Raw genomic sequence first — 26685 nt, 5'->3', positions numbered from 1 at the left:
TCAATACTTGATTTGGCCACGCAGTGACTTGACCTGGCCACGCTGGTTCTTCTTATCCATTCGCCGGGCCCGGGAGGCTCGGGTGGGTTTGGTCGGTCGACGTTTTTTCTGCACTGTACCGGCTTTTTGAATCAGTTCAACCAGTCGCTGCAGGGCATCTTCACGGTTTTTCTCCTGAGTCCGGTAACGCTGTGCCTTGATGATAATAATACCGTCCCGGGTGATCCTCTGGTCACGCAGTTTCAACAACCTCTCTTTATAGAAATCCGGCAGGGAAGAAGCCCGTACATCAAAACGCAGATGAACTGCAGACGAGACCTTGTTGACATTCTGTCCACCAGCTCCCTGAGCCCGGATAAACGTGATACTGATTTCCTCATCATCGAGGGAAACATTGTGTGAAATTCTGATCATTAGTAATTAAGTTAATTCTCTCTATTGATCCAAATCAATTTTTCACTGCTTGTAATATTTCTGTCATATTTGAGAAACTTTTCTGTCATATAACCCCCCTACTCTCTGCCTCATCATCCATTTACTTCTGATTTCTAACCAAACAGCCATCCGCTGAGAAGTCAATTAAAGAGGCCATAACGTGAAAAAAACCATTCTGTCCACTCTGGGAGCTATTGGTGTTGCAGCAACTCTGGTGGGCTGCGGGGGTGCAGATAGCCAGTCCAGCCAGTCTGTCAGCGTGTCCGGTTCTACATCTGTCACCGAACTGATGGAAGTTCTGGGTGAATCTTTCCAGGGCAGCAACCCCGGCGTGGTGGTTGAAGTACAGGGTACAGGTTCTTCTGCCGGTATCCGTGCTGCGAACGACGGCACCAGTCAGATCGGCATGTCTTCCCGCACGGTGACAGACAGCGAACTGTCTTCCGGTGTTGAGAAGTTCACCCTGGCACACGACGGCATTGCAGTGGTTGTTAACAACAGCAATGCCGTGGTTAACATGACCACCGACCAGATTTCTGCCATTTACAAAGGCGAGATCACGAACTGGAACGAAGTAGGCGGTTCTGACAGCCCGATTGTTGTGGTTACCCGCGACCCGGCTTCCGGCACCCGTGGTGCTTTTGAAGACATCATGTCCCTGAAGATGACCACTGAAGACGGCAAGAAAGTCTCTGCTATCTCAGCTTCTGCTCAGGTTGCAGCGGGTAACGGCGCAGTGAAGACCACTGTAGCACAGAATGACTTTGCGATTGGTTATATCTCTCTGGGTTCTGTAGACAACAGTCTGAAAGCCCTGACCGTCAACGGTGTTGAAGCGACTGATACCAATATCAGCAGCGGTGCCTACGGTGTCGCCCGTCCGTTCGAGCTGATGTTCAACAGCGCTGAACAGAGCGAAGCCAGCCGTGCCTACCTGGACTGGATGCTGACGGAAGAAGCACAGCAGATTGTAAAGGACAAAGGTTACATCTCTGTCATCTGATACCGCCAGTTTTAGAGGCCGGTGTCCCCTGTGTTCACCGGCTCTCTGTGATGAATAGCTGATTAATAGAGAGCCACACTTACCATGACGCCCAACATGCGACAGGTTCGAATCGACAAGTCGTTCCACAGCCTGTTTTTCCTGAGTGCGCTGGTCAGCACCTTTGCCGTAGCCACCATTGCCATCTTTATTTTTATTGAAGGTTTGCCGGCTCTCCAGAGCGTCGGTGTCGGAGCGTTTGTGACCGGCTCTACCTGGAACCCACCCGGTTACTTTGGCATTCTGCCCATGATCAGCGGGTCTGTACTGTCGACCGCTGGTGCCATTGCGATTGGTGTGCCAATGGGTCTGCTGACTGCGGTATTTCTGGCAGAAATTGCGCCTGAGCGCCTTGCCCATACCCTGCGCACAGCCATTGAGCTGCTGGCAGGTATTCCTTCTGTTATTTACGGCTTCTTTGGTCTGGTGGTGATCGTGCCGCTGATCGAACAGGTCTTTAATATTCCTGCCGGTAACACAACACTGGCCGGTATTATTGTGTTGGCCATTATGATTCTGCCAACCGTGATCACCCTGTCTGAAACCTCCCTGAGAGCCGTTCCACAAACTTACCGGGAAGGTTCTCTGGCACTGGGTGCGTCTAAAATATTCACCATATTTAAGGTCGTTATTCCGGCTGCCCGCTCCGGTATCCTTACCGGTGTTATTCTGGGTATTGCCCGTGCCATTGGTGAAACCATGGCGATCATTATGGTCATGGGTAATGCGCCCATGATTGCCGGGCTGCTGCAACCTTCCCGAACCCTGACCGCCAACATTGCACTGGAAATGTCTTACGCCAGCGGCCTGCACGCCAACGCCCTGTATGCGACAGGTATCGTACTGTTTATCTTTATCATGCTGCTGAACTCTGCGCTGCTGTATCTCAACCGTAAGAAGGTGTCCTAATGACCAGTCTGGTATCTGAACAGTCCATTCCTGCGGATAGAGATCAATCTGCTGACCTGAGCGCAGGACAGAACAAACGACGAATTCAGGATAATATTGTTCTTGGCCTGATCGTACTCTCTACCGTCGGAACCACCGGTATTCTGACGTGGATTCTCTGGCATATTGTCAGCAACGGTATTGCCCATGTTGACTGGGCATTTCTGACCACAAACTATACCCGCACAGGCAGTACATCAGGCATCTGGCCCATGATTGTCAGCACCCTTTACATGGTGGGCCTGTCGCTGGCGATTGCAGCCCCCATTGGCATTATGGCAGCGGTGTATCTGACCGAATATTCCAAACCCGGCAGTAAAATCGTCAAGCTGATTCGCTTTGCGACTGAAAGCCTGGCAGGCATTCCTTCAATCATTTACGGCCTGTTTGGTCTGACCCTGTTTGTTTCAACCCTTGGCATGGGCTTTTCCATCCTTGCCGGTGCGCTGACACTGAGCATCCTGATTCTGCCAGTAATTATCCGCACCACGGAAGAATCTCTGATCGCCGTGCCACAGAGCTATCGTGAAGGCTCTTACGCACTGGGTGCCTCCCGTATCTATACCATCTGGCGTCTGATTCTGCCCAATGCCCTGCCCGGCATTATCACCTCGATCATCCTGTGTATCGGCCGGATCATCGGAGAATCGGCTCCGGTATTCATGACTGCCGGGATGGTGGCACGGATTCCAAACTCTGTATTCGACTCTGGTCGTACACTGACCGTACACCTTTATAAACTGACCACTGAACTGTTTTCCATCAGTGAATGGAATCAGGCGTATGCCACGGCTACCACTCTGGTGCTGATTGTGCTGGGACTGAATGTCCTGACCCGTGTGATTTCCAAATATTTCAAGGCTAAATGATATGCGCACCCCTGAACTGCACCAGAGCAAATTCAAGATTGAAAACCTGAACCTGCACTACGGTGAAAAACAGGCTCTGTTCAACATCTCCATGAACATTCCTGAGAAGGAAGTCACTGCGCTCATTGGCCCTTCCGGCTGCGGCAAGTCCACATTGCTGCGCACCCTGAACCGCATGAATGACCTGATTCCGGGTACTCGCATTGATGGCTCGGTACAACTGGACAAGCTGGATATTTACGGTCAGATTGATGTACAGCGCCTGCGCATGAAAGTCGGCATGGTGTTCCAGAAAGCCAACCCGTTCCCGATGAGCATCTACGACAACATCACCTACGGACTGCGCGCCCAGGGCATTAACAACCGTCGTGTACTGGACGAAGTGGTGGAAGAGTCCTTGCGGGGCGCGGCCCTGTGGGACGAAGTGAAAGACCGGCTGAAAGATTCCGCGCTGGGTCTGTCCGGTGGTCAGCAGCAACGGTTGTGCATTGCCCGTACGATTGCCATGAAGCCGGACGTTATCCTGATGGATGAACCCACCAGTGCGCTTGATCCCATCGCTACCGCCCGTGTCGAAGACCTGATGGACAAGCTGAGCAAGGACTTCACCATTGTTATTGTGACGCACTCCATGAACCAGGCGCGTCGTATTTCCAACAAAACCGGTTTCTTCCTGATGGGTGAACTGATTGAGTTTGACGACACTGACAAGCTGTTTATGACGCCATCTGATGAGCGTACTCACGACTACATCACCGGACGCTTTGGTTAAACTGAAGACGCATAAACAGCCATGATTGCAAGAAACACCGTACAAGCACCCGCTGTACGGTGTTTCCTTTTTTCAGGAATGTTTCAGGGACGATCCTGAACCAGTATCCAGGGGCGCACAACCACACTCCACAGCTCTGTGTCCAGCTCATGCCATTCCAGTGCCTGCTGGTCAGAAACCTTTGCTAACTGCTCACCTTTAAGCCACCTCTGCACCTGCTGAGTATCATCTTTTGCAATGGCACAACCGGCCTCAATCAAATCCAGCGAACCAGTGACATTCAGCACCATACCCTGTGCGAAAAAACGCTCCAGCTCTTTCCACGAGATACGGGCGGTTTCCAGATTGAGCTTTTCTTTTACTTCCTGCATGGGATTTCTTCTTGCTACTTACATACCCTTTAATGCATCAGTGTAAGCCGTCCCCAAGGGTAAACCAATAGAAGAGTCCGGTTATATTTTCTACCTGAGCGACCGTAAAACAGAGCCTTTGATACCAGGAAAAACGACAAGAAAATCTTCAATTCATAACCTCATATCACCGGAGCTTCTATTACCGAAGCAGATTGACTCATGCCAGATGGTAGTCAGAGAAAAAATGTATTTAAAAATAGCATACTATCAATGCGAGCATTTACGGTAACTTCGCTAAATCAAAAATTCATCTTTCCAGAGCTCCTTGGCTATACTGATGCACCCACTTCATGGACACCTGATCAATAATTCCAGCCATAAAAAATCAGTCTTATAAATACATTAAGTCTGCAGTAAAGAGCACCGAAGGACATTGACTACATTAATCATCATTACAATGAGATGCGTACAATGTTTAAGAAAAAATTGCCATTCTCTGAAACCTCTGAACACGTCAGCAGGCATTTGCTGTTATCAGGCAGTATGATTATCTCGCTCTCCGTTGGTTCCACCAGCGCCGCCCCCCCCATAAAAGATTCAGTCCCTGTCGTGCGGGGCGCAGCGCCAGAACTGTATGCAGATCCGGCTTCCCTGCCTCAGTTGCCTCAAAATGGCGATCCCGGTGATACACAAAGACGGCCAGAAATTCAGATAAATCATTATCCGGATTCACAGAACAACCAACAGCCATCAGACGACACTGATGGCTTATCAAACCCGGACGAACTCGTTGTCGGTACTAACCGTCACATGGCTGAAATGTATGACGGATTGCGCAGCAGAATCCATAGCCCAGACGTTGTTGATGGTGCAGCTTCGCCTTCATGGCGTTTTCAAGTCCATCAATCACTGCCCTTCGCGCAACCAGTCCAGGCACTGCAATACATATTAGCTTCGCCCAATAACTATACCCTGACCGATATTTATTTTGTCCTCCATAACATTGCAAATCAGGCTAATGAACCTGGTCTTGCGACACTATTCCATGACAGCGCCGGATTGATTCATCTCTATATCAATCAAGGCGATATAAACTTCAATCAGCTGACAAACACCCAGCCTGGCTGGGAAGGCCTACAGTTTTCATTACGGAATTTGCAAGGGGCTCTCGAGCGAAATAACGCACCTCTCAGTATGTGGATCAATTATGCATACAGCAGTCTGTACAACAGCATTAACTTAATTGTGAGGGCTGAAATTGAGATGCCAATGCGTACAACAGGCAGCCATACTGAAGCAAGCAGCCGACTGTTAACCTTCCTGTATGAAATGGCCATTCTTTCAACGCACAGTTCTGAGGTAAGCCGGCACCTTGAAGGAAGCGCGGAAGCCTATGCCAGTAGCAGGGTATGGTACTTTTTTGACCACTATATGATGCAAAACTATCGTAGCTCTCCTGAAGGCATTCACATGCTGCACGTCTTGTATTCAGCGACTGACGCATACTATCTGCTGTTTCTTGGCAGGGTTGATGAGTCATACGCCAGGATGCAGACACTTAGCGAGATTGAGCCAACATACCAACTCGGAGAGCACAACAGGGATGTGGATTCTATTTTAGCCTGGATAGTTAGCAATACCCTGTATTGGTTAAGCCAGCAAAATAAAATGAGTGAGTACAACACCTTTATCAGAATTCTATTCTTTATAATGAAATATCCACACCTCCCCCATGCCCCCAACGACATGATTCTGGCGGGGCGTATTGAGGTTTTACAAAGACTACAGGAACTATTGAGTAAGCAGGTACTCAGATCGTCCTTTAGTTTTAATGAGGCACTCTTTGACGAAATCGCAGATTCAGAATTATTTGACCAGAGAATCCTTGAACGAATCCGCGCAGAAAAAGCAAAGGCGCAACAAAAACAGGATCAACAGAATCAGCAACAAGGACAAGAACAGAATCAGCAGAACCAGGAACTATCCAGAAAGGACAGAAAACCCAAAAGTCCCTGGTGGCGAATTAAGAAAAAATAGCACCGGAATAAGACATTTTCATAAGGAATTCTGATTCATTCACTGCAAGCCTGTCATCAAAGGAGCACAGGCTTTTTCTGCTCAATCAATGGCAAAAAGACAAAAGTCGAACTATTAATTTCACTGGTCAATACCTTTCTCTATTACTTCATATGGCACTTTTTTGCTTACAGACAGTCTTAGATAGAGAAACTCTGTTCCTGCTTTGCTTAGTGGCTCTAAGGGTACAGATGTCCTATTAATTGCCCGGAGATGCTGTATGTCGAGAAGTCCCTCTCTACCCTCATTGCTTCAGATCGTGTTGGTTCTGGGGTTATTTCTGCTGCTTGCCTTCTCATTTACCACCCTGTTTGACTTACCGGTACATCTGGCCCTTTATATTGGCTGGTTTGTGGTGATGGCTCTGGGTATCTGGCTTGGACACGATTACCGGTCACTGGAACAGGCTGCTGCTGAAGGAATATACAATGGCACAGGCGCTATCCTGATTCTTCTGTCTGTGGGCGTACTGACCGGCACCTGGATCGCCGGAGGCATTGTTCCCGCCATTATCTACTCAGGCCTGACCACCATCAGTCCGGGGCTTTTTCTCCCAGCCACCGTTCTGATCTGCTCTATGACCGCCCTGGCAACCGGCACGTCCTGGGGCGCAGCGGGTACGGCAGGCATAGCCATGATGGGCATTGGGCAAAGTCTGGGAGTACCTGCCCCCATTACCGCCGGCGCGGTTCTTTCCGGCGTCTACTTTGGCGATAAACTGTCACCGTTGTCTGACAGCGTAGTGCTGGCCTCCAGCATGTCCGGTGTTGGCATCAGCCGTCATATACGTCGAATGTTGCCTGTCAGCCTGACCAGTTACTGCATCACACTGGCACTGTTTACGATCACCGGTCTGCAATACAGCCATCATATGGACCTTGAGCAGGTTCAACAGGTTCTTCATGCCATGGATCAGCACTTCAATATCGGCTGGCACTGTATAATTCCACCGGTTGCAATTGTTGTTCTGCTAGCCATCAACAAACCGGCGTTTCCAACCATCAGTTTCGGCGCACTGCTGGGTGTTATCTGGGCGATCTTGTTTCAACACACAGACCCCGTCACAGCCCTTCGCAGTGCCTGGGTGCTGCCACAACCGGATACTGGGGTTGTTATTCTCGACAATCTGTTAGCCAATGGTGGTATGCAGGGCATGCTTGGCTCTCTGGCTGTTATAGTGTTTGGGCTGGGCTTTGGCAGCCTGCTGGAAAAGACAGGCATTATTCATGCGCTGGCAGAGCGGCTGGAAAAACATATCAACAATGAAAGCAAACTGACTGGCTGCACCCTGCTGACCGCCTTCATGGGCAACCTGCTGGGCAGTGCCATGTATGTTTCCCTGATACTGACGCCACGCCTGCTGGTCAACACCTACGACCGTATGAAAGCGGATCGCCACCTGTTGTCCCGCAACACCGAGTTTGGCGGAACGCTTACCAGTGGCATGGTACCGTGGAGTGATAATGGCATATTTATGACCGGCGTTCTGGGCGTTGCCACACTGGACTATCTGCCTTATATGTGGCTGTCGTTCATCTGCATTGGCGTTGCCATGCTGTTCTCCCGGGTAAAGCCCATGAAGCTCAACATGGCAACGCCAGCGACTGATCGCAACTGTTCAAATTCTAACTAAGTCAAATTCTAACTAAGTCAAATTTTCAGCAAGCTTTCAGGGCTGCTGCCGGGTCGCAGCGACAACGACTTCACGCACACACACATTTTGCGGCTGCCCATAAGCAAAGGACACGCAGGCAGCAACGTCGCTCGCTGAGATCGCTCCGCCAATACTGTCCTTCCAGCCTTCATAGCCGCTTTTGATGTCTTCAGACGTCGTGTGACTCAGAAGCTCAGTTTCAACAGCACCCGGCGCGATAACAATCACTCGAACATTGTCGTCAGCTACTTCTTCCCTCAGGGTTTCACTTAAACCATGAACGGCAAACTTGGTACCACAGTATGCCATATGGTTTGGAAACCCTTTAACGCCTGCAACAGAGCTGATGTTGATAATGGTGCCGCCCTTGCGCGCCTGCATTGGTTTCAGCACCGCATGAATGCCATTCAGTACGCCTTTTACATTCACGTCTACCATTCTGTCCCATTCTTCCGGGCTCTGGTCTGCCGCCATCCCAAGCAACATCACGCCAGCGTTGTTTACCACGCAATCAGTGGGACCATACTTCTCCTCCGCTTCTTTAACCGCCGCCGTAACGGCAGCCCGGTCAGTGACATCAACTTTTCGGCACAGGGTCTCAGGCAGATCCAGGGCTTCCAGCTTCTCAACCCGTCTTGCCAGCAGAAGCAGAGGATGGCCCTGCTCACTGAACGTGCGGGCAATAGCTTCACCAATGCCGGAACTGGCACCTGTTACTACGATTAGTGGTTTGCTCATTGGCTTTCTCCGGTATGCTATACCAATTCAGGACGGTGCTACTCTAACCTTCTAACACTATGGTTGGAAATATCTATTCATTAGATCATTCATAACCTTTCATTATCTTTAGAAAAAAATGACACAGCAGCCAGTGCTCTACACCTTTCGCCGCTGCCCATATGCCATGAGGGCAAGGCTGGCCATTGCCGTCAGCCAGCAAGCGGTTGAGTATCGGGAATCCTGTTAAGGGACAAACCTGAAGCCATGCTGGCTGCGTCTCCCAAAGGCACAGTTCCGGTTCTGGTTTTACCCGATGGACAAGTGATTGATGAAAGCCTGGACATCATGCTGTGGGCGCTGAACCTGAACGACCCGGAAAACTGGCTGACAGAAGATACCGGGTTGATTCAACAATGCGACAGCGAATTCAAACTCTGGCTCGACCGGTATAAATACGCCGACCGTCACCCTGATCATTCCGCTGAATATTATCGTCAGCAGGGCGAGCGCTTTTTGTCCCTGCTCGAAAGCCAGCTGCTACACACCACGGGGCTCAGTGCGAATCATCTGAGCATCACAGACTATGGTATTGCCCCCTTTGTTCGCCAGTTTGCCCATGTGGACCGGGACTGGTTCTACAACGGCCCTTACCCACAACTCATCCGCTGGCTGGATAATATCCTTGGCTCCAGCCTTTTTCAGACAATCATGAACAAACGGGCTGTCTGGCAGCCGCCCCCGAAGCAGCCGCAGGTGCCTGATTGAGAGCGCTGCCAGCGCCTTTCTGCATTGAACTTATACCCCTGTTTATTGTCCAACCCCTGTCGATCCAGCATCCCAGAGGGTTAGCGATTGGAAGGAAGTCAACCAAAACCCGGAATTTATTTGCCGCAAAAAACAACTGAATCTACGGTTCCTGAAAACAAAGCCGTGGCGCGGGCTATTATTCGGTCAAAGTCTTCCGATTACCTTCTTTCGGTGCGCCGCCCCCACTCCGATTCACTGTATTGGTCGCACAAACAGATAAGGCTCAGCCCTCAGTTCACAGTATCGTTAAATCGCAGCTCCGCTGATTCAACACCTCCTGCAAAACCTCTGGAGCTTCGCCTGCCAGCTAAAGTCACCGAAACACAGGATGCAAAGCTGCCTTCTGTCCTTTCAACCATTTCCTCAAGCCCCGGGAACGAGGACGAGCCTGCTATTGAACAGCCGGAATCGCCAATATCTGCTCACTATCTCAGGCGACAGTACTCCAGACAGTTGAGCACCGACTCCCGGGGGACTGAGCCGACATCGTATTTTCTGTCTATACAGTCTGTATTCGGTCCGTTCCGGAAACGTCGCAGCTTATCCTCCATAGAGTCCACGACAAGGACACCGGCATCAACATTGGTTCAGAAAGAACCAGAAGACAAGGGGTGGAACGTTTCGTCGGGGAGAAAAATATTTCGACGTTGCATGTCGCTGCCCACTACTCCCCCAAAGCTGAAGCGCAAGCTAACGCCTCCTGATCTGCTGAAGTACATTAATAAGCTGCCTGTCACCGGTGGGCTTGAAGCCGTTCTGGCCTATCCTGGTCAGGGGATTCCCAGAGAACACCTGACTGAGTTTGCCGAAACCTGTAGCGTGAACCGACTGGTTATTGGCATCAGGCCGTTTCCGGAAACCGCCACACAGCTTGCCCTGGACAATGCCAGATCCAAGCCATTAAGCCACAAGCAAAAGTCCGCATCATGGGGAGTACAAGCACCTTTTTTGACCGACAATCAGGAGTACGGCAAGCTCTTTGACGCTCCCGCCGACAAGCTGCAAAAATTTCAGGGTTATGCTGACGAATGGTCTGATGAAGCTGTGCAACTGAGGCAAACAGATCAACAACTGAAAAGGTTGCAGATGCTAAAGCTGCCCGGTTCCGATGTGCCGATGATTGAACAGCTTGAGTACACTACCAGAGACCAGATTACATTTCAGTGCCGGCCATCACCCGGACATTCACCTTATTTTTACCGGGGTACAAAAACAGAGGACGGTGACTGGCTTATCGATATACAGGAAGGCGGTGAATTTGTACCGCTTAAAGTGATTCCCCTGATACCGGATTATGACCTGTGCTTCCTTTACTCTCTGCAGGAAGAGCTTGACCTGGCTGGCAAAGACAAAGTGCCAGTGCCTGAAATCAGCCCGGATGAAATTCGCGAAAGGCTGATCCGGCTGGAAGGGAAAACATTATCGGAGCAGTCAAAAGCTGAGTTTGCAAAAATACAGTTAGAGGTGCAGAGTCTGAAATCCTTCCTGCAAAACATGGATCAAGTGCTTGGCAACCTGACCAAACAGGAAGAACTCTATTTACATGAGCTCAATTACGCCATTGGACGCACCGGCCTGAACCCGATGTTCCACCATGGTGCCGATAACAACAATCCTGTTTCTGATCTCGACACCAACTTCCCCTTAACCGTCGTTCTGCCCAGGTTCATTGAGCCCCTGAAAGAGCGTTATTACATCATCGAAGATGAAAAGGAGCTGAAGGCATTTATTAACCTCCTGAAAGACAACAGCTACTACGCCCCCACCAATCCGGCGTGGGGAAGCATTCACCGCGTCCGCGGCAAAAGCTTCAGACGTTACAGCTCGGTGACTGGAGAGCCAATGATTTCCATGCGGCACTGATACCCCTGATCAAAGAGCCTGTGTACCCAAATCAGCTAGTCCATTTGATCCTGTTCACAGGCTAAGGTCTGTGGAATTCTACGATGCACCAGACACCCAATATGGATATAATCACGCAGCTTTTTTTATTACGCTTTTGGGGCGAAATCCGGAAAATCCGGACAAAAACCCTACGTTTTAAAGGTATTTAGCGCCAAATGCAGTGTCGGCAGCAGTAGAGAGTGGCATCACTTCAAAGCGGGTTTATGGTTATTCATTTTGAGTCTACCCGGTCAATTTGATTGCCTGTTGCAAGAATATATACTCCGGCCTGATGCCACCCCTGCCGGTATCTGGAAACTCGTAGAGCGGCTATTTTGAAAACGCCGCTATGGACTGAATGAACAATGGATCAAATGAGTGAACTGGTGCTGATTCTTGTCAGCGCCATACTGGTCAACAACTTTGTACTGGTACAGTTTCTGGGACTGTGTCCGTTTATGGGGGTCTCCAATAAGCTGGAGTCCGCCATGGGCATGTCCCTGGCGACCACGTTTGTACTGACCCTGGCTTCGATCTGCAGTTACCTGACTTATGAGTACCTGCTGATTCCGCTGGGTCTGGAATTTCTGAAGACGATCTCCTTTATTCTGGTGATCGCCGTCGTTGTGCAGTTTACGGAAATGGTGGTACGTAAAGTCAGCCCCCTGCTGCACCGGGTGCTGGGTGTCTTTCTGCCCCTGATCACCAGCAACTGTGCCGTTCTGGGTGTAGCGCTGTTGAACAGCAACCGTATGAACAGCTCTCTGGTGGACTCTGCCACTTATGGTTTTGGAGCAGCCGTGGGCTTTTCGCTGGTACTGGTGCTGTTTTCTGCCATGCGCGAACGCATTGCCGCTGCCGATGTACCTGCACCTTTTCGGGGAGCCGCTATCGGTATGATCAGCGCCGGCCTGATGTCGCTGGCTTTCATGGGCTTTACCGGTTTGATCAGGCTGTAAGGGAGAACTCGACGCCAACATGGAAATTATTGTTTATGCCATTATCGCCCTGCTGGCCCTGGCACTGATCTTCGGTGCGATACTGGGCTTTGCCAGTGTGCGGTTTAAAGTGGAAGGCAATCCAATTGTTGACCAGATCAACGAACTGCTGCCCCAGACCCAGTGTGGACAGTGCGGCCACCCCGGCTGCCGCCCTTACGCGGAAGCCATTGCCAACGGGGAAGCCATTAACCGCTGCCCTCCCGGTGGACAGGCGACCATCAACGCCCTGGCCGATTTGCTGGACGTTGAGGCTGAACCCCTTGATGCAGAAAGCGGTGTCGAAAAGCCTGTCAGTGTCGCATTTATTCGTGAAGCAGAATGCATTGGCTGCACCAAGTGTCTGCAGGCCTGTCCTGTGGATGCCATTCTGGGGGCTGCCAAGCAGATGCACACTATTTTGAGTGATGAATGCACCGGTTGTGACCTGTGTGTCGAACCCTGCCCTGTTAACTGTATAGAAATGCGCCCTATTGAAGTGACCACAAAAACCTGGCGCTGGGAACTGCCGGAACAGTCTCCGGCCTTTACCGGGCTCTCTGACGTAAACCTGATTGCTACAGACCAGCGAGGGCAGACTGTATGAACGCATCGCTGATCGACCTGAAAGAAGTTAATGCCAGAGTCTGGCCACTGACCGGTGGCGTGCATCCACCAGAGAACAAACACCAGTCTACCGGCCTGCCTATTAAGAGTGCGCCGCTGCCTGAACGTCTGGTCTTACCGTTGTCGCAACATGCGGGTTCGCCTGCAGAACCGGTGGTTCAGACAGGCGACAAAGTGCTGAAAGGCCAGCTGATCGCCAGGGCAACCGGTTTTGTCAGTGTGCCCTTACACGCGCCCACCTCCGGAACCATCAAAGCGATTGAGCCTCATGCCATTCCTCACCCTTCCGGAATGCACGACAACTGTATTGTTATAGACAGCGATGGTGAAGACCGCTGGTGTGAACTGAGCCCGGTCGAAGACTATCGTCAGACAGAACCGGCGCAGCTGGTTGAAGTAATTCGCAATGCCGGTATTGCTGGCATGGGAGGCGCAGGTTTTCCATCGGCGATCAAACTGGCTCCGAAAAATCCGGTTCATACCCTGATTCTTAACGGTACCGAGTGTGAGCCTTACATTACCGCTGACGATATGCTGATGCGGGAACGGGCCGAACAGATTATTGCCGGTGCTGAAATTCTGATGTACCTGTTGAAGACCGAACGCTGTCTGATTGGTATTGAAGACAACAAGCCGGAAGCGATTCACGCCATGAGAACGGCTCTGGCACGACGCAATGGTCACAGCATCAGAGTCGTGGTATTCCCGACCCGCTACCCGTCCGGTGGCGAGAAACAGCTGATACAGATTCTGACCGGGCAGGAAGTCCCTTCCGGCAAACTGCCTGCGGATCTGGGTATTGTCGTACAAAACGTGGGGACGGCGGCGGCTATTGAGGATGCGGTTGTCCATGGTCGTCCACTGATTTCCCGAATCACCACCCTGACCGGCGAAGCATTGCATACGCCGCAGAATCTGGAAGTTCTGCTGGGAACACCGGTTCAGAATCTGCTCCAGACGACAGGCCTTAAGCAGGAACGATTGCATACCCTGATCATGGGTGGCCCGATGATGGGCTTCACTATGGACGATGCTGGAGTACCCGTGGTTAAAACCAGCAACTGTATCATTGCTGGCAGCGATATAGAGTTCCCATCAGCACCGCCTGCCCAGGCCTGTATTCGCTGTGGCATGTGTGCAGAAGCCTGCCCGGCGTCCCTGCTGCCACAGCAGTTGTACTGGCACGCCAAAGCAGAACACCACGAACAGCTGAAACACCACAACCTGTTTGACTGTATCGAATGCGGTGCCTGCTCTTACGTATGCCCAAGCAGTATTCCACTGGTGCAATACTACCGGGCGTCCAAAGGTGAAATCCGCAACCTTGAAGCAAAACACGCTAAATCAGAACGTTCGAAAGTCCGTTATGAAAACCGCCAGAATCGTCTGGAGCGTGAAAAGGCAGAGAAAGAAGCACGACGCAAGGCAAATGCTGAAAAAGCAGCCCTGCTGAAAGCAAAAAAAGCAGCCGGAGAAACACCTGCCGCCAGTGAAGAAACCGATCCGGTAAAAGCGGCCATCGAACGCGCCAAAGCGAAGAAAGCTGCTGGCTCTGCCGGAACAGCCGGTAAGCAAGAGCTTACTCCTGAACAGAAGAAACTGAAAATTGACCTGTCCATGGCCAATGCCCAACTGAAGAAAACACAGCGGGCGTTGAGCAAGGCTGAAGCAACCGGTGAAGGAGATACCAGCAAGCTGAAAGCCAACGTGGAAATGCTTCAGGCTCAGGCCGACAAACTGCAAAAGCAGTTTGATGCTGTCATGTCTGCCCCGCCAACAGCTAAACCCGCCGTTTCTGCCGACGAGAAGAAACTTAAGGTTGAACATGCCATGGCTAAGGCGGCACTGAAGAAAGCCGAACGAGCACTGGTTCAGGCTCAGGAAAGCGGTGAAGGTGACCCACAGGCTTTACAGGCGACAGTCGACGAATGTAAGGCGAAAGCCGACAAGCTTGCTGCCCGGTTAAGTTCAGCCACGGCACCGGCGGCTAAACCGGCACCGTCTGCTGAAGACAAAAAGCTGAAGATTGAGCAGGCAATGGCAAAGGCTGCCCTGAAGAAAGCTGAACGTGCTCTGGCAAAAGCGCTGGAAGAAAACAGCGCTGAAACCCGGGCGCTTCAGGAAACCGTTGACGAATGTCGTGCGAAACTGGAACAGCTTATTCAGGCTTCTGCTGCACAGCCTTCTACTCAGCCTTCTACCCAACTCGCAAGTCAGACTGACAAACCCAAAGCGGTAAAACCGGCACAGACGGATGAAGCCAAAAAGCTGAAAATCGAAAGCGCCATGGCAAAAGCCGCCCTGAAAAAAGCACAACGGGCAATGGATCAGGCTGATTCTGTTACGCCCGAGCTGGAAGCGGCTTTAAATGCTGCTCAAAAGAAAGCAGAAGCCGCTCAGAAAGCGCTTGAAGCACATGTATAAAACGGCTGTCGTGGGTTGAGTCTGGCTCACCCACAGCCCGCTTACTATCTGGTAAACAAGATGACTCTGGTTCGACAGACATCCCCACATGCTCGTGGCCCGAACAGCACACAGCAAGTAATGAAGCTGCTTCTGATGGCAGCGATTCCCGGCATTCTGGCACAGACCTGGTTCTTTGGCTGGGGTGCATTGATCAATCTGGTCTGGTGTTCCCTGATCGCACTGGGGGCGGAAGCGCTGATTCTGAAGATGCGAAATCGTCCTCCGGGCTTTTTCCTGTCCGACGGCAGCGCCATCGTTACTGCGGTTCTGATGGCACTGGCCCTGCCGCCCTTTGCGCCCTGGTGGCTGACCCTGACCGGCGTATCCTTTGCCATTATTATTGGCAAGCAACTGTACGGCGGACTGGGTAACAACCCGTTCAATCCTGCCATGCTCGGTTACGTGCTGCTGTTGATTTCCTTTCCACAGGAGATGACCCAGTGGCTGGCACCCAACGGTCTGGAAGGCTATGTTGGCAGCTTTGCCGATGCCTTTAACACGATTTTCCCGATCTTCGGACAGGGTGTTCAGCTGGACGCCATCAGTATGGCGACGCCGCTGGACATTGTGCGTGAAAACAGCACCCTGACCATGGCAGAGCTGCGTGAAACAAATGATGCTTTGGGAACCATTGCCGGCAAAGGCTGGCTATGGGTGAACATGGCCTACCTGCTGGGCGGGCTGTTCCTGCTGTATAAGAAAGTCTTCACCTGGCATGCCCCTGTGGGCATGCTGGCAGCCATGACCGTTATGGCGACCCTGTTCTGGGGCGGCATTGGTTCCGGCAGCAATGGTTCACCACTGTTCCATCTGTTCAGTGGTGCCACCATGCTGGGCGCATTCTTTATTATTACCGACCCGGTGAGCAGTGCCACCAGCACGAAAGGCCGGCTGATCTTTGGCGCACTGATTGGTGTACTGGCTTATGTGATTCGTGTCTGGGGTGGATATCCTGACGGTGTCGCCTTTGCCACACTGCTGATGAATATGGCTGCGCCCACCATTGATTATTACACCCAGCCTCGTACCTACGGTCATAAAAAGGCTAACAAGGGACTGCCTAAGACGGATTGATGGTTATGAGTAAAGCTACATCTACAAAACAGACACTGGTAAAAAGCATTGCCCGCAACAGTCTTGGACTGGGGCTGTTTGCCATTTTAACCGTCGGACTGATCTCCAGCACCTATGTGTTCACCGAAGATCGTATTGCCGATCAGATTCGTGCGTTTGAGGCCCGGGCTCTGACAGAGATTCTGCCACTGAACACCCACGACAACTCTCTGCTGGATACCCGCATCAGCCTAAAGCCGGAACCGTTGCTGGCCAATGCCACCGAAAAGAAAGCCTATGTCGCCTTTCGTGGCAACCAGCCTGTTGCGGTGATTCTTCCTGCTACGGCTCCGGACGGTTATTCCGGCCGTATTGAGCTGCTGGTCGGCATTTATGCCGATGGTACTCTGGCAGGCGTAAGGGCAGTTAACCACAAGGAAACACCGGGACTGGGCGATAAAATCAATACCAATGTCACCGACTGGATTCTGGGTTTTACCGGTAAATCTCTGGATAACCCCAAACCCGCCCGCTGGGCGGTCCGCAAGGACGGCGGAGACTTTGACCAGTTTGCCGGGGCAACCGTGACACCACGCGCAGTGGTGGCATCGGTCTATCGCACATTGAACTATTTTGCCGGGCATAAAGAAGCTTTGTTCAAACAGGGTGCTCAGGCAATGCAAGACAGTCAGGATGCTAAAGAGGAGCAAGACAATGGCTAATGATTCTGCATCCAGAATTGCTCTGAATGGTCTGTGGAAAAACAACCCGGCACTGGTACAGTTGCTGGGTCTCTGCCCGTTGCTGGGCGTTTCAAACAGTGTGGTGAATGCCCTTGGACTGGGTCTTGCCACCATGATGGTAGTGATGGGGTCGAACATTGTCGTGTCCCTGATTCGTCATCAGGTCACCGACGCTATTCGTCTGCCTGTGTTTGTGATGGTCATTGCCTCGCTGACGACCTGTATAGAACTGCTGATGCAGGCTTACACCTACGAGCTGTATCGCATTCTGGGTATTTTTATTCCGCTGATCGTGACCAACTGTATTATCCTTGGCCGCGCCGATGCCTACGCTTCTAAAAACCCTGTACTGCCTGCCGCCCTTGATGGTTTGATGATGGGTACCGGCTTTGCAGCGGTTCTGGTATTGCTGGGTGCCATGCGTGAGCTGATGGGTCAGGGAACCCTGTTCTCGGGCATGGACCTGCTGTTTGGCCCTGTCGCTGAAAACTGGACACTGGTTGTTTTCCCCAACTACAAGCAATTCCTGTTTGCCATTCTGCCGCCGGGAGCCTTTGTTTTTATGGGCTTTTTGATTGCTTTTAAAAACGTGATCGATAAACAGCTGGAAGACAGGCGCAGGGCAAGTGAACCGCTGAAAGAAAGTGGAAGTCGTCGTGTACGGGTGACGGGGAATATCAATTAATAAACACGAACTGTTTATATTCAGCCCTTGTATAGGCATGGGCTGAATATAAAGTAACTGAACAATTAATACTCATCCCACTATTGCGCTGGCGTTAAAGTCACGTTAAGGCTTTGCCCTTTAACCAATGTTTCGATACGCTGCATACTTTCTATAATTTTTTTGTTCCCGTCCCACTCTCCGGCAAAGACCATGTTCCTGTCTTCATTATTCATATAAATAACAACCAGACGTGTTCCCTGACAATCATACAAAACACGTTTCGGAACTACCGGAGGATCATTATAAATAACACCCTGTTTTTGCAATGTCAGGTCTATATTACTGTTATCAATCTCAATCTCGATTAAATCACTGCTCTGCATTCCTTCATAAACTCCATCGGGAATTAAACATTCATCTGGCTCTGGTAAATCAGCTTCAAAGGGTATGTCTAACTTTTTTAAGTGCAGTTGTTTACTTACTTCTCCAGAGCCGAAAAGAACACTGAAGTTAAACAGGCTGGGTAACGTTGAAAATACTGAGTTTGTTCTATTATCAAAAAAAACCTGCAGTATACCGCTGAATGAGAAGCGATTTTCTCCCTCACCACCCAACCAGCTAAGCACGACCAGATTGCCAGTACAAACAGACTGCAACTGTGAAAACTCAACCTTTTCGATTTCAGGATAAGCGGCAAACCTTCCAATAATTGGCAGTTTGTAGAGAAGAGCAGCCCTTTTCTGTACAAAACCTGCCATCGACATTTGCTTTTTCTCATCAACAGTAAGCATCAACCTACCTTTCAAATCCAGTAGCAGGTCGTCGCTGTAATTCTGAGGATTAAATAACAGATCTGCGTTTTCAGGCATGCGTCCATCAGCGCTGGAAACATAAATACCAGGTTCAACATTACAACTGGTTTCCGCCCGACCATTAATGCTCACGATCAACACTACTGTTGCTAGCAGCCATTTAAAGAACATATTAGATCCTTTGGTTTATTATTTTTTAATTAACAGTAGCTAAAAACTCAGCGGATGAAAATGCCGCCGCTTAAAATAGTAAACGATTTATCTTAGTTTGATGGTTTTAATGGTTTTCAACTGAAGAAGCCCCGGGCAGGGGCTTCAAATTAACACTTCAGGCTAATACTGTCATTCAAGAGTCATCACATTAAACTCAACAGCCGGATTCACATCCGCTTCATAATCAATGCCTTCCAGACCAAAACCAAACAAACTCAGGAACTCTTCCTTGTACTGCAGATAGTCGGTCAGCTCAGACAGGTTCTCATTGGTCAGCTGTGGCCACAGGTCTTTGCAGTGCTGCTGAATATCTTCGCGCAGTTCCCAGTCATCCAGACGCAGGCGATTTTCTTCATCCGTCGGTACTTTGCCATCGGCACGATACAGACGGTCAGACATCATGCGCCATACCTGTTCGATACAACCTTCATGCACGCCTTCTTCACGCATCTTCTTGAACACCATGGCAATGTACAGAGGCATCACCGGAATGGCAGAAGATGCCTGAGTGATAACACTCTTCAGAACCGCAACATTAGCACCACCGTTAATCGCAGCCAGCTTGTCGTTCAGGGCGTTCGCTGCACGATCCAGATCCATCTTCGCCTGACCCAGCGCACCGTGCCAGTAAATTGGCCAGGTAATCTCGGTACCGATGTAACTGTAAGCCACGGTTCGGCAACCTTCAGCCAGAACGCCAGCTTCCGCCAGGACATTTATCCACAGTTCCCAGTCTTCTCCGCCCATAACCGTTACTGTGTCTTTTACTTCCTGTTCGGTCGCAGGTTCAACACTGGCTTCGAACAGTGTGTCCTTGTTGGTATCGACTGCGGTGGCCGTGTAAGTCTGCCCCATTGGTTTCAGGGCAGAACGAATCACTTCTCCGCTGTCGGGCAGCTTGCGGACCGGAGAGGCCAGCGAGTAAACGACCATATCAATCTGTCCCAGATCTTCTTTGATCAGGTCAATGGCCTTCTGTTTAGCGGCGTGGGAAAACGCATCGCCATTAATGCTTTTAGCGTAGAGACCGGCTTCATGAGCCACTTTTTCAAAAGCGGCAGAGTTATACCAGCCCGCCGTACCCGGCTTGCGCTCGGTTCCCGGCTTTTCAAAGAATACGCCGATGGTGGCTGCGTCACTGCCAAAGGCTGCAGAAATACGGGAAGCCAGACCGTAACCACTGGAAGAGCCGACCACCAGCACACGCTTTGGCCCCTCTTCAAGGGCTGGCTGGGATTTAACGAACTTAATCTGGTCTCGTACATTTTTCTCACAACCCGCTGGATGCGTGGTTGTGCAGATAAAGCCGCGAATCTTTGGTTTGATAATCATACGTTTTCCCTGGTAGACAGTCCGGCCTTTATTGTAGCCAGTGCTCCACAAACGGAACGGGTTAACTGGAATCAGAATCAGTGCAGGCAAGAGTACCCTAAAGACCAGGCGGCAGAAAGCCTGAGAGCGTGAGGCATAGTGAGATAGAGTAACTCCCTGTAAAAATGAGCGTCAGGTGCTTTTGCTTATTTCATTAAGCTGACCATTAGCAGGCTGGCATTTTCATCATTCTATGCCACTTTGAAAGTCAGCTTCCTGACGATTTATCTCTACGATTTGTCTTGAGGAGTTAGCCAGCTCTGGAATTTCAGACAGGCCCCCGGGAAAGCAGCCATTAACTATCGCAGACCACCGATGTCACAAACTCTCAACGTACTGAAGCAGCCCAGAGCGTTTTATCTGATCTTCTCTCTTGAGCTATGGGAACGTTTTGGCTTCTATGGACTTCAGGCAATTCTGACCGTTTATCTGGTTCGTGAACTGGGTGTTCCGGAGTTTCAAACGTTTATTATTTTTGGTGCCTTCAACGCTCTGATGTATGGACTGGTATCCATTGGTGGTTTTCTCGGAGACAAGGTTCTTGGCACCAAACGAACCATTGTTATCGGAGCTGTGGTGCTAATGGTCGGCTATTTCATTATGGCTGTCGCCGGGAAGAACATCGAGATGGTTTACCTGGCTCTCGGTACGGTTGCCGCTGGTAATGGCCTGTTCAAGGCGAATCCTTCCAGCCTACTGGCTAAGTGTTATCAAGAGGGGGACAACCGCCTGGATGGTGCTTTCACCATGTATTACATGGCCATCAACATTGGCTCGTTTATTTCAATACTGGGCGTCCCTTATGTAGCCGATTATTTTGGCTGGGGAGTCGCCTTCATGGTCAGCGTGGCGGGTATGCTCGTGGCTCTGGCCAACTTCTTTATGGTTCGTCACTGGATAGCGGATTATGGTTCAGAACCTGATTTCAGGCCGGTGTCTTTCCGAAAGCTGACGATGGTATTTACTGGCATAGTCACTACCTGTCTTGTCAGTGCTTTTATCCTGAAACACCTTATGATTGCCAATGTTCTGCTGGCAGTAGTGGGGGGCGTCGTCATGCTGGCCTTCATCAAGGAAATTCTGGCTTCTGGCGGTGTTGAGCGTAGCAAGATGATCGTTGCTCTTGTACTGATGCTGGAAGCCATCATTTTCTGGGTAATGTACTACCAGATGCCCACCTCCCTGAACTTCTTCGCCATTAATAATGTTGAGAACGTGATCTTTGGTTTTACAATCAACCCTGTATCGTTTCAATCCCTGAATCCACTCTGGATCATGGTCGCCAGCCCGGTGTTGGCTTACTTCTATAACCGCAATAGTGCAATCGGCAAAACCATAAGTATGCCGGTCAAATTTGCTGCTGGCATGGCATTAACGTCTGTAAGCTTTTTAGTGATTCCTCTGGCGGCCCGGTTTGCCAGTGATGTGGGACTGGTCGCTCCTGCCTGGATTGTGGTTGTTTATCTGGCCCAGGCTCTGGGTGAACTGCTGATCAGTGGCCTCGGACTTGCCATGGTTGCGCAGCTGGTTCCACAGCGTATACACGGCCTGATAATGGGAGTCTGGTTCCTGACATCTTCAGCCGCTTCTGTCATAGCGGGCTATGTAGCAGGTTTCACTGCCGTTGAAACAGATGAAGCGACAACTGCACTGGGTACTCTGCCGGTCTACAGCAAATTCTTTGAAACCATGGGAATAGTGGTTGCCATCGTTGCCCTGATGATGTTCATGACGGCCCCCTGGCTGAACAGACTGATGTCTTCTGAATAGTAAGAACTGGTCCGGTGGCGATTCACAATGAAATAAGCCCTCGTTAAGAGGGCTTATCAATAAACAAACAGGTCTGTCAGCTCAACGGTTTAGTTGGCACGACACTGAGCTGGAATCGACATATCTTCAGTCGTTCCGCCACTAACGATCCACTGGTTCAGCTCCTGCAGATCGGTTGGGCTGAGAGTACCTGCTACCTGTTTCAGTCTCATGGTGTTGACGATGTAATCGTAACGGGCATTCAGGTAGTCACGTTCGGCACTGAACAGATTTTTCTGTGCATCCAGTACGTCAGTAATGTTACGTGTACCCACTTCATAACCACTCTGAACCGCATTCAACGCACTTTCAGAGGAAACAATACCCTGACAGCGAGCGTCTACACGATCCACATCGGAGTTCACAGTACGGAACAGGTTGCGGGTGCTGGAGCTGGTTTCACGCAGGCTTTTGTCGAAATTCTGCTGGACAGATTCCATCTGGTAAGTGGCCTGACGAACTCTGGAAGAGGTTGCACCGCCACCAAACAGTTCCATGTTGAACTGAAGGCCTACAACTGTGGAGTCTCCCTTACCTGTAGTTAAACCGCCGTGTTCCCCCGGTCGATTCTTAGAAAGATGATCAGAGTTGTAGTTGTAGCGGGCAAATGCATCAACAGTTGGAGCATGACCAGCTTTCTGAACCTTGATGTTCTTTTGAGAAGCTTCCAGACCTTCACGGGCGACCTGAAGGCTCAGGTTCCCCGACACCGCGCTGTTTACCCAGTCGTCAGCACTGGCTGGTACCGGATGGTTAACCGGCATGGCTTTTTGCAAAGAGCCGATCTGGGTGATGTCGTGGTTGGTGATGGTGCGCAGCGCTTCATAGCTGACACTCACCTGATTCTCTCCCAGAATACGGGCAACACGTGCTGCATCATAGCCAGCCTGAGCTTCCAGCACATCAGTTTCAGCAATCAGACCCACATTGTAGCGCTCACGTGCCTGATCCAGCTGCTGTTTAACCGCTTTTTCTTCCGCCTTGGCAGAAATCAGGCTGTCCTCAGCACGCAGAACATTAAAATACGCTTCAGAAGTTCGCAGAATCAGCGACTGCTCTTCGGCAGAAAAACGCAGCTCAGCCTGCGCGCTGATGCTTTTCGCCTGATCATAACCGTACCAGTTTGCCATACGGAACAATGGCTGATTCAGGGTCGCACCCCAGCCATGGCTGTTGCCATTGTTTTCCAGATCTTTACCACCACTGACTTCAGAGTTGCCCTGAGTGTACTGGGTGTTAGCCGACAGAGTCAGACTGGGCAGCAGAGTGGCACGACTCTGGGTTTTCTGCTCCTGTATTGCCTGCATATCATAGTGAGCAGCAGCCAGCTGAGCATCGTTTTTTTGTGCCAGGTTATAGACATCCAGCAAGTTGTATTCGGTTTCTGCGGCCTGAACATTCAAAATGGCGCCAGCCAGGGCCGCCAGCAGAAAACCATTAGGGGAAAGTTTGGGCATTGTCTCCAATTCCTTGAATAAATGTGGGGCCGAGAGCAGGCATATAATGGATGGTGTGGATCAGATGCTCAAGTTAAATTCTGGCAATTTACAGTATTTTACCTCGCTTTAAGAGCATTCATCAGGATACTTCGAGGTAAACACATTGGCTGCTAATGCAGTTTATTATAAAAATAATTTCAGCCTGCCTAATAAACGACACTTCCTAAATAACCCTTATTTGAAATCAACAGCGTGGGTACTCTACTCCATTTCATCGTTAGCAATAATGATCAGAAAAAGATGTAAGAACAAAGTTGGCAGGATTTCTGCGTCATAGAGCCAGAACCCAGGTTCGACTATTCTTGGGGTTATGAACCGATCCCTGAACAAACCTTCTTATAAGGTCAACCTGATCCGGCAACACTGCATTTGTGAAAGCAACTATCACAAACTGCTGAAGCTGTTGCCCAACCTGGACCAGCAGGATGAATACACATTACTGGTCAGTCACTCTGTACATCAGGGAAAGATGCATTTTCATGTACAGAACCGCGCCCGGTATACGACAACGCTTCGCATCACGTTCGAAGCAGACTGGAGCCAGTGGTTAGCCCTGCCGACCATGCAGGTTCGCCTTTATCACGATGCCGCCATGGCAGAAGTGACCAGCGTACAAAAAATTCGTTATTTTGAACCTGTCTACACCTACCCCAATGACAAAATGCTGCTGCCCGATGAAAAAGAACAGCTGAATCTTTTTCTGTCAGACTGGTTGAACTTCTGTTTCAGCGGTGGTCATGTTCATTACGGAATCGTTTGATCCGTGGTCTGTTTCACGCTCACTGACCTGCAAACCTGATACACTGAAGCATCTTTAAACCTGCCCTTCCTGAGCGAAAGAATGAGCAAAATCCGAGTTGTCCAGATTTCTGATTGTCATGTGTTTGGCAATACAGAAGGTCGTTTGATGGGAGTCGATACCCGCGCGAGCCTGCGTGGTATTCTGGATGATATTGAACAGCGCCTGAACAGCATCGACCTGATCGTGGTCACTGGCGACCTGAGCCAGGATGACAGTAAAGCGTCCTATCAATGGATACAACAACAACTCGACACCCTGGAAATTCCCTATTACTGGCTGGCTGGCAACCACGACATCACCGCCCTGATGCAGGAAGTCTCTCCGACTGCCATGCAAAAATCCATTATAAGGGGAAACTGGCAGCTGTTACTGCTGGACTCTCATCTGGATGATGGAATTCCCGGCCTTTTGTCCGATTCAGAACTGGGCTATATGGAACAGCAGTTGAGTCGGTATTCGGATCATCACACCCTGATTGCTTTTCATCATCCTGCTTACACCATCAACAGTCCGTGGCTGGACAAGATAAACCTTCAGAACAGCGAGGCATTCTGGGAACGGATTAACCCACACCCGAATGTCAAAGTGGTGATTAACGGCCACATTCATCAGGTACAGGAATGGCAGCAAGGCCCTGTTCAGGTACTCTCAGCACCCTCAACCGCTGTTCAGTTCAAGCCTGAATCTCATGATTTCTGCCTCGACAGCCAGGCGCCAGGCTATCGTGTCATCGACCTGCTGCCAGACGGGACCCTGAATTCTCAGGTTATCCGACTGCCTGAATGTACCCAATCTCCGGACCTTACCTCGTCAGGCTATTGAAACCGCTGTTTCATATAAGCTTTTCTTATTAACGATGCCCGCTGCTTTCCTAGATTTATTAATAGGAGCAGTGGGATTGTCAGCTAATAAAAGCCACTCAATCCTGTTGCGTTGTTCCTGAAGTAGTAGAGAAAGGAGTCTTTATGTCCAGGGTTAGGTCAATGCAGTACGACGACCAGGATCAAATCTACTGGGATGGCGGTCAGGAAGTCCGAAAAGCTCAGTCCGTTAAAGATCGCTGTAAGAAAAGAAAGTCAAAATCCATCCGCCGGGGTATCGATGAATACTGGGAAAACCAGCAGCTGCATCAAAACACAGTGAGCAGCTATGAGGATTTTGACAAATTTGATGATTCCGATGAATTGAATGACGAAACCCTGCATTAACCTGATCAAAATACGATCAGAAGAAAGCCGCCGAACCGGGCGGCTTCTTACTATTCAATGCTTTCATTCATAATGGTCACGGTTGAAAAAGCGGATCAGGGCGTTTGCGACCAGATCAGGCTTTTCAGCATGCAACCAGTGGCCGGTTCCGTGAATGCTTCGCAGGCTGGCCCCGGGAAAAAGTTTAAGTACCTCGCTGCGATGCTCTGGCAGAATATAATCGGAGTCACTGCCTTTCAGAAACAGTACCTCCCCCGGGAAAGGCTTGCCTGCCTGCTGCCCTGACAGGATTGACTGATAGGACTGTTCAATTGTTTCCAGGTTCATTCTCCAGCCAAAGCCACCATCTGCCTTTTTGAACAGGTTCTTTAATAGAAACTGACGTATCGCAGCCTCAGATATGTAGTTTGCCAGTACAGCATCGGCATCGCTTCGCTTTTCCAGTGTGTTGAGATTAACCGCTTTCAGCCCGGCAAACACATCGTCATGTCGACGCACGGTATAGGTCACAGGCGCAATATCGAGCACTGCAACCCTGTTAACCCGGTCGGGATACTGCAAAGCCGTTTCCATAACCACTTTCCCTCCCATGGAATGTCCAAGCAGGTGCGCCTGTTCAATCCCCTGTTCGTCCATGTACTCAATCAGGTCTGCGGCCATATCTGAATACTGCATTGATGTCTGGTGAGGCGAACGACCATGATTGCGAACATCCACCCCGTGTACGTAAAAAGACTCTGCCAGCCTTCGGTTTATAGCACCCAGATTCTCCTGAGAGCCGAACAAACCATGGACGCTGAGCAGATTAATCCCTTGCCCCTGCGTTCTTGAATAGAGCTTCATACTGGAGAGTTCCTATATTGCTTTCTGTTTTCTTC

25 protein-coding genes and 1 pseudogene are annotated in these 26685 nt (G+C 50.3%); 19 read left to right on the top strand and 7 right to left on the bottom strand.

The annotated features are described in order from the left end of the window. On the bottom strand, window positions 1–414 hold the full coding sequence (gene arfB / locus V5J35_RS17255) for an alternative ribosome rescue aminoacyl-tRNA hydrolase ArfB (RefSeq protein ID WP_354008337.1): 414 nt from the start codon (window positions 412–414) through the stop codon (window positions 1–3). 181 nt (window positions 415–595) lie between these two features. Between arfB and V5J35_RS17250 the strand changes: the two genes are divergently transcribed. The 4 genes from V5J35_RS17250 (at window position 596) to pstB (ending at window position 4066) form a co-directional block, all read left to right on the top strand. Then, window positions 596–1438 carry a phosphate ABC transporter substrate-binding protein gene (locus tag V5J35_RS17250; protein ID WP_354008336.1) on the top strand — a complete coding sequence of 281 codons (843 nt, stop codon included), beginning with the start codon at window positions 596–598 and terminating at the stop codon, window positions 1436–1438. 96 nt (window positions 1439–1534) lie between these two features. Then, a complete protein-coding gene (gene pstC / locus V5J35_RS17245; RefSeq protein WP_354008335.1) occupies window positions 1535–2386 on the top strand; it encodes a phosphate ABC transporter permease subunit PstC in 852 nt (283 codons plus the stop codon). Next, window positions 2386–3294: a phosphate ABC transporter permease PstA gene (gene pstA / locus V5J35_RS17240; RefSeq protein ID WP_354008334.1), complete on the top strand. Its 909-nt coding sequence runs from the start codon at window positions 2386–2388 to the stop codon at window positions 3292–3294. Before pstC ends, pstA begins: the two co-directional genes overlap by 1 nt. Before the next feature lies 1 nt (window position 3295). Beyond that, the gene (gene pstB, locus V5J35_RS17235; RefSeq protein ID WP_354008333.1) at window positions 3296–4066 is read left to right on the top strand and encodes a phosphate ABC transporter ATP-binding protein PstB; all 771 of its coding nucleotides are present in this window, start codon (window positions 3296–3298) and stop codon (window positions 4064–4066) included. Window positions 4067–4149: 83 nt separating this feature from the next. On the opposite strand, the gene V5J35_RS17230 is transcribed toward pstB, so the two are convergent. Next, complete coding sequence (locus V5J35_RS17230) at window positions 4150–4437, bottom strand: DUF2288 domain-containing protein (protein ID WP_354008332.1); 288 nt, start codon at window positions 4435–4437, stop codon at window positions 4150–4152. A gap of 507 nt (window positions 4438–4944) precedes the next feature. Between V5J35_RS17230 and V5J35_RS17225 the strand changes: the two genes are divergently transcribed. Continuing rightward, window positions 4945–6456: a hypothetical protein gene (locus tag V5J35_RS17225; protein ID WP_354008331.1), complete on the top strand. Its 1512-nt coding sequence runs from the start codon at window positions 4945–4947 to the stop codon at window positions 6454–6456. A gap of 259 nt (window positions 6457–6715) precedes the next feature. Beyond that, window positions 6716–8128: a Na+/H+ antiporter NhaC gene (gene nhaC / locus V5J35_RS17220; protein WP_354008330.1), complete on the top strand. Its 1413-nt coding sequence runs from the start codon at window positions 6716–6718 to the stop codon at window positions 8126–8128. Between the two features lie 36 nt (window positions 8129–8164). On the opposite strand, the gene V5J35_RS17215 is transcribed toward nhaC, so the two are convergent. Continuing rightward, window positions 8165–8887 carry an SDR family oxidoreductase gene (locus V5J35_RS17215; RefSeq protein ID WP_354008329.1) on the bottom strand — a complete coding sequence of 241 codons (723 nt, stop codon included), beginning with the start codon at window positions 8885–8887 and terminating at the stop codon, window positions 8165–8167. Between the two features lie 118 nt (window positions 8888–9005). On the opposite strand from V5J35_RS17215, the pseudogene V5J35_RS17210 reads away from it, so the two are divergent. The 9 genes and pseudogenes from V5J35_RS17210 to V5J35_RS17170 form a co-directional block, all read left to right on the top strand. Continuing rightward, window positions 9006–9175, top strand: a pseudogene (locus tag V5J35_RS17210) (glutathione S-transferase N-terminal domain-containing protein); the annotation flags it as partial. 39 nt (window positions 9176–9214) lie between these two features. Continuing rightward, window positions 9215–9634 (top strand): glutathione S-transferase C-terminal domain-containing protein, encoded by a 420-nt coding sequence (locus tag V5J35_RS17205; protein ID WP_354011314.1) that lies wholly within the window; start codon window positions 9215–9217, stop codon window positions 9632–9634. 120 nt (window positions 9635–9754) lie between these two features. Continuing rightward, window positions 9755–11539 carry an anthrax toxin-like adenylyl cyclase domain-containing protein gene (locus V5J35_RS17200; protein WP_354008328.1) on the top strand — a complete coding sequence of 595 codons (1785 nt, stop codon included), beginning with the start codon at window positions 9755–9757 and terminating at the stop codon, window positions 11537–11539. 395 nt (window positions 11540–11934) lie between these two features. Continuing rightward, entirely contained in the window at window positions 11935–12519 is a 585-nt protein-coding gene (gene rsxA, locus V5J35_RS17195; protein WP_354008327.1) for an electron transport complex subunit RsxA, read from the top strand. 19 nt (window positions 12520–12538) lie between these two features. Next, window positions 12539–13144, top strand: coding sequence for an electron transport complex subunit RsxB (gene rsxB / locus V5J35_RS17190; RefSeq protein WP_354008326.1), 606 nt, complete (start codon window positions 12539–12541; stop codon window positions 13142–13144). Then, entirely contained in the window at window positions 13141–15588 is a 2448-nt protein-coding gene (gene rsxC, locus V5J35_RS17185) for an electron transport complex subunit RsxC (RefSeq protein WP_354016457.1), read from the top strand. Before rsxB ends, rsxC begins: the two co-directional genes overlap by 4 nt. 60 nt (window positions 15589–15648) lie before the next feature. Beyond that, window positions 15649–16704, top strand: a complete 1056-nt coding sequence (gene rsxD / locus V5J35_RS17180; protein ID WP_354008324.1) for an electron transport complex subunit RsxD — start codon at window positions 15649–15651, stop codon at window positions 16702–16704. Window positions 16705–16709: 5 nt separating this feature from the next. Beyond that, window positions 16710–17405, top strand: coding sequence for an electron transport complex subunit RsxG (gene rsxG, locus V5J35_RS17175; RefSeq protein WP_354008323.1), 696 nt, complete (start codon window positions 16710–16712; stop codon window positions 17403–17405). Next, a complete protein-coding gene (locus tag V5J35_RS17170; protein ID WP_354008322.1) occupies window positions 17398–18111 on the top strand; it encodes an electron transport complex subunit E in 714 nt (237 codons plus the stop codon). Before rsxG ends, V5J35_RS17170 begins: the two co-directional genes overlap by 8 nt. 80 nt (window positions 18112–18191) lie before the next feature. On the opposite strand, the gene V5J35_RS17165 is transcribed toward V5J35_RS17170, so the two are convergent. Together V5J35_RS17165 and fabV are read right to left on the bottom strand one after the other, a co-directional pair. Then, window positions 18192–19076 (bottom strand): hypothetical protein, encoded by an 885-nt coding sequence (locus V5J35_RS17165; RefSeq protein ID WP_354008321.1) that lies wholly within the window; start codon window positions 19074–19076, stop codon window positions 18192–18194. A gap of 171 nt (window positions 19077–19247) precedes the next feature. Beyond that, a complete protein-coding gene (fabV, locus tag V5J35_RS17160) occupies window positions 19248–20450 on the bottom strand; it encodes an enoyl-ACP reductase FabV (protein WP_354008320.1) in 1203 nt (400 codons plus the stop codon). A 354-nt stretch (window positions 20451–20804) separates the two neighbouring features. Here fabV and V5J35_RS17155 point away from each other — a divergent pair, with 354 nt between their 5' ends. Then, window positions 20805–22259 carry an oligopeptide:H+ symporter gene (locus tag V5J35_RS17155; RefSeq protein WP_354008319.1) on the top strand — a complete coding sequence of 485 codons (1455 nt, stop codon included), beginning with the start codon at window positions 20805–20807 and terminating at the stop codon, window positions 22257–22259. An 89-nt stretch (window positions 22260–22348) separates the two neighbouring features. On the opposite strand, the gene V5J35_RS17150 is transcribed toward V5J35_RS17155, so the two are convergent. Continuing rightward, entirely contained in the window at window positions 22349–23755 is a 1407-nt protein-coding gene (locus V5J35_RS17150) for a TolC family outer membrane protein (RefSeq protein ID WP_354008318.1), read from the bottom strand. Window positions 23756–24107: 352 nt separating this feature from the next. Between V5J35_RS17150 and V5J35_RS17145 the strand changes: the two genes are divergently transcribed. The 3 genes from V5J35_RS17145 (at window position 24108) to V5J35_RS17135 (ending at window position 25807) form a co-directional block, all read left to right on the top strand. Continuing rightward, a complete protein-coding gene (locus tag V5J35_RS17145) occupies window positions 24108–24557 on the top strand; it encodes a DUF1249 domain-containing protein (protein ID WP_354008317.1) in 450 nt (149 codons plus the stop codon). A gap of 81 nt (window positions 24558–24638) precedes the next feature. Further along, a complete protein-coding gene (cpdA, locus tag V5J35_RS17140) occupies window positions 24639–25421 on the top strand; it encodes a 3',5'-cyclic-AMP phosphodiesterase (RefSeq protein ID WP_354008316.1) in 783 nt (260 codons plus the stop codon). A gap of 143 nt (window positions 25422–25564) precedes the next feature. Then, window positions 25565–25807, top strand: coding sequence for a hypothetical protein (locus V5J35_RS17135; protein ID WP_354008315.1), 243 nt, complete (start codon window positions 25565–25567; stop codon window positions 25805–25807). A gap of 63 nt (window positions 25808–25870) precedes the next feature. On the opposite strand, the gene V5J35_RS17130 is transcribed toward V5J35_RS17135, so the two are convergent. Continuing rightward, window positions 25871–26650, bottom strand: a complete 780-nt coding sequence (locus V5J35_RS17130) for an alpha/beta fold hydrolase (protein WP_354008314.1) — start codon at window positions 26648–26650, stop codon at window positions 25871–25873. Window positions 26651–26685: the final 35 nt, after the last annotated feature.

The organism is Endozoicomonas sp. NE40 (genome assembly GCF_040549045.1).
Lineage (GTDB): Bacteria > Pseudomonadota > Gammaproteobacteria > Pseudomonadales > Endozoicomonadaceae > Endozoicomonas_A > Endozoicomonas_A lisbonensis.
This window is presented reverse-complemented; position numbering and strand designations above follow the sequence as displayed.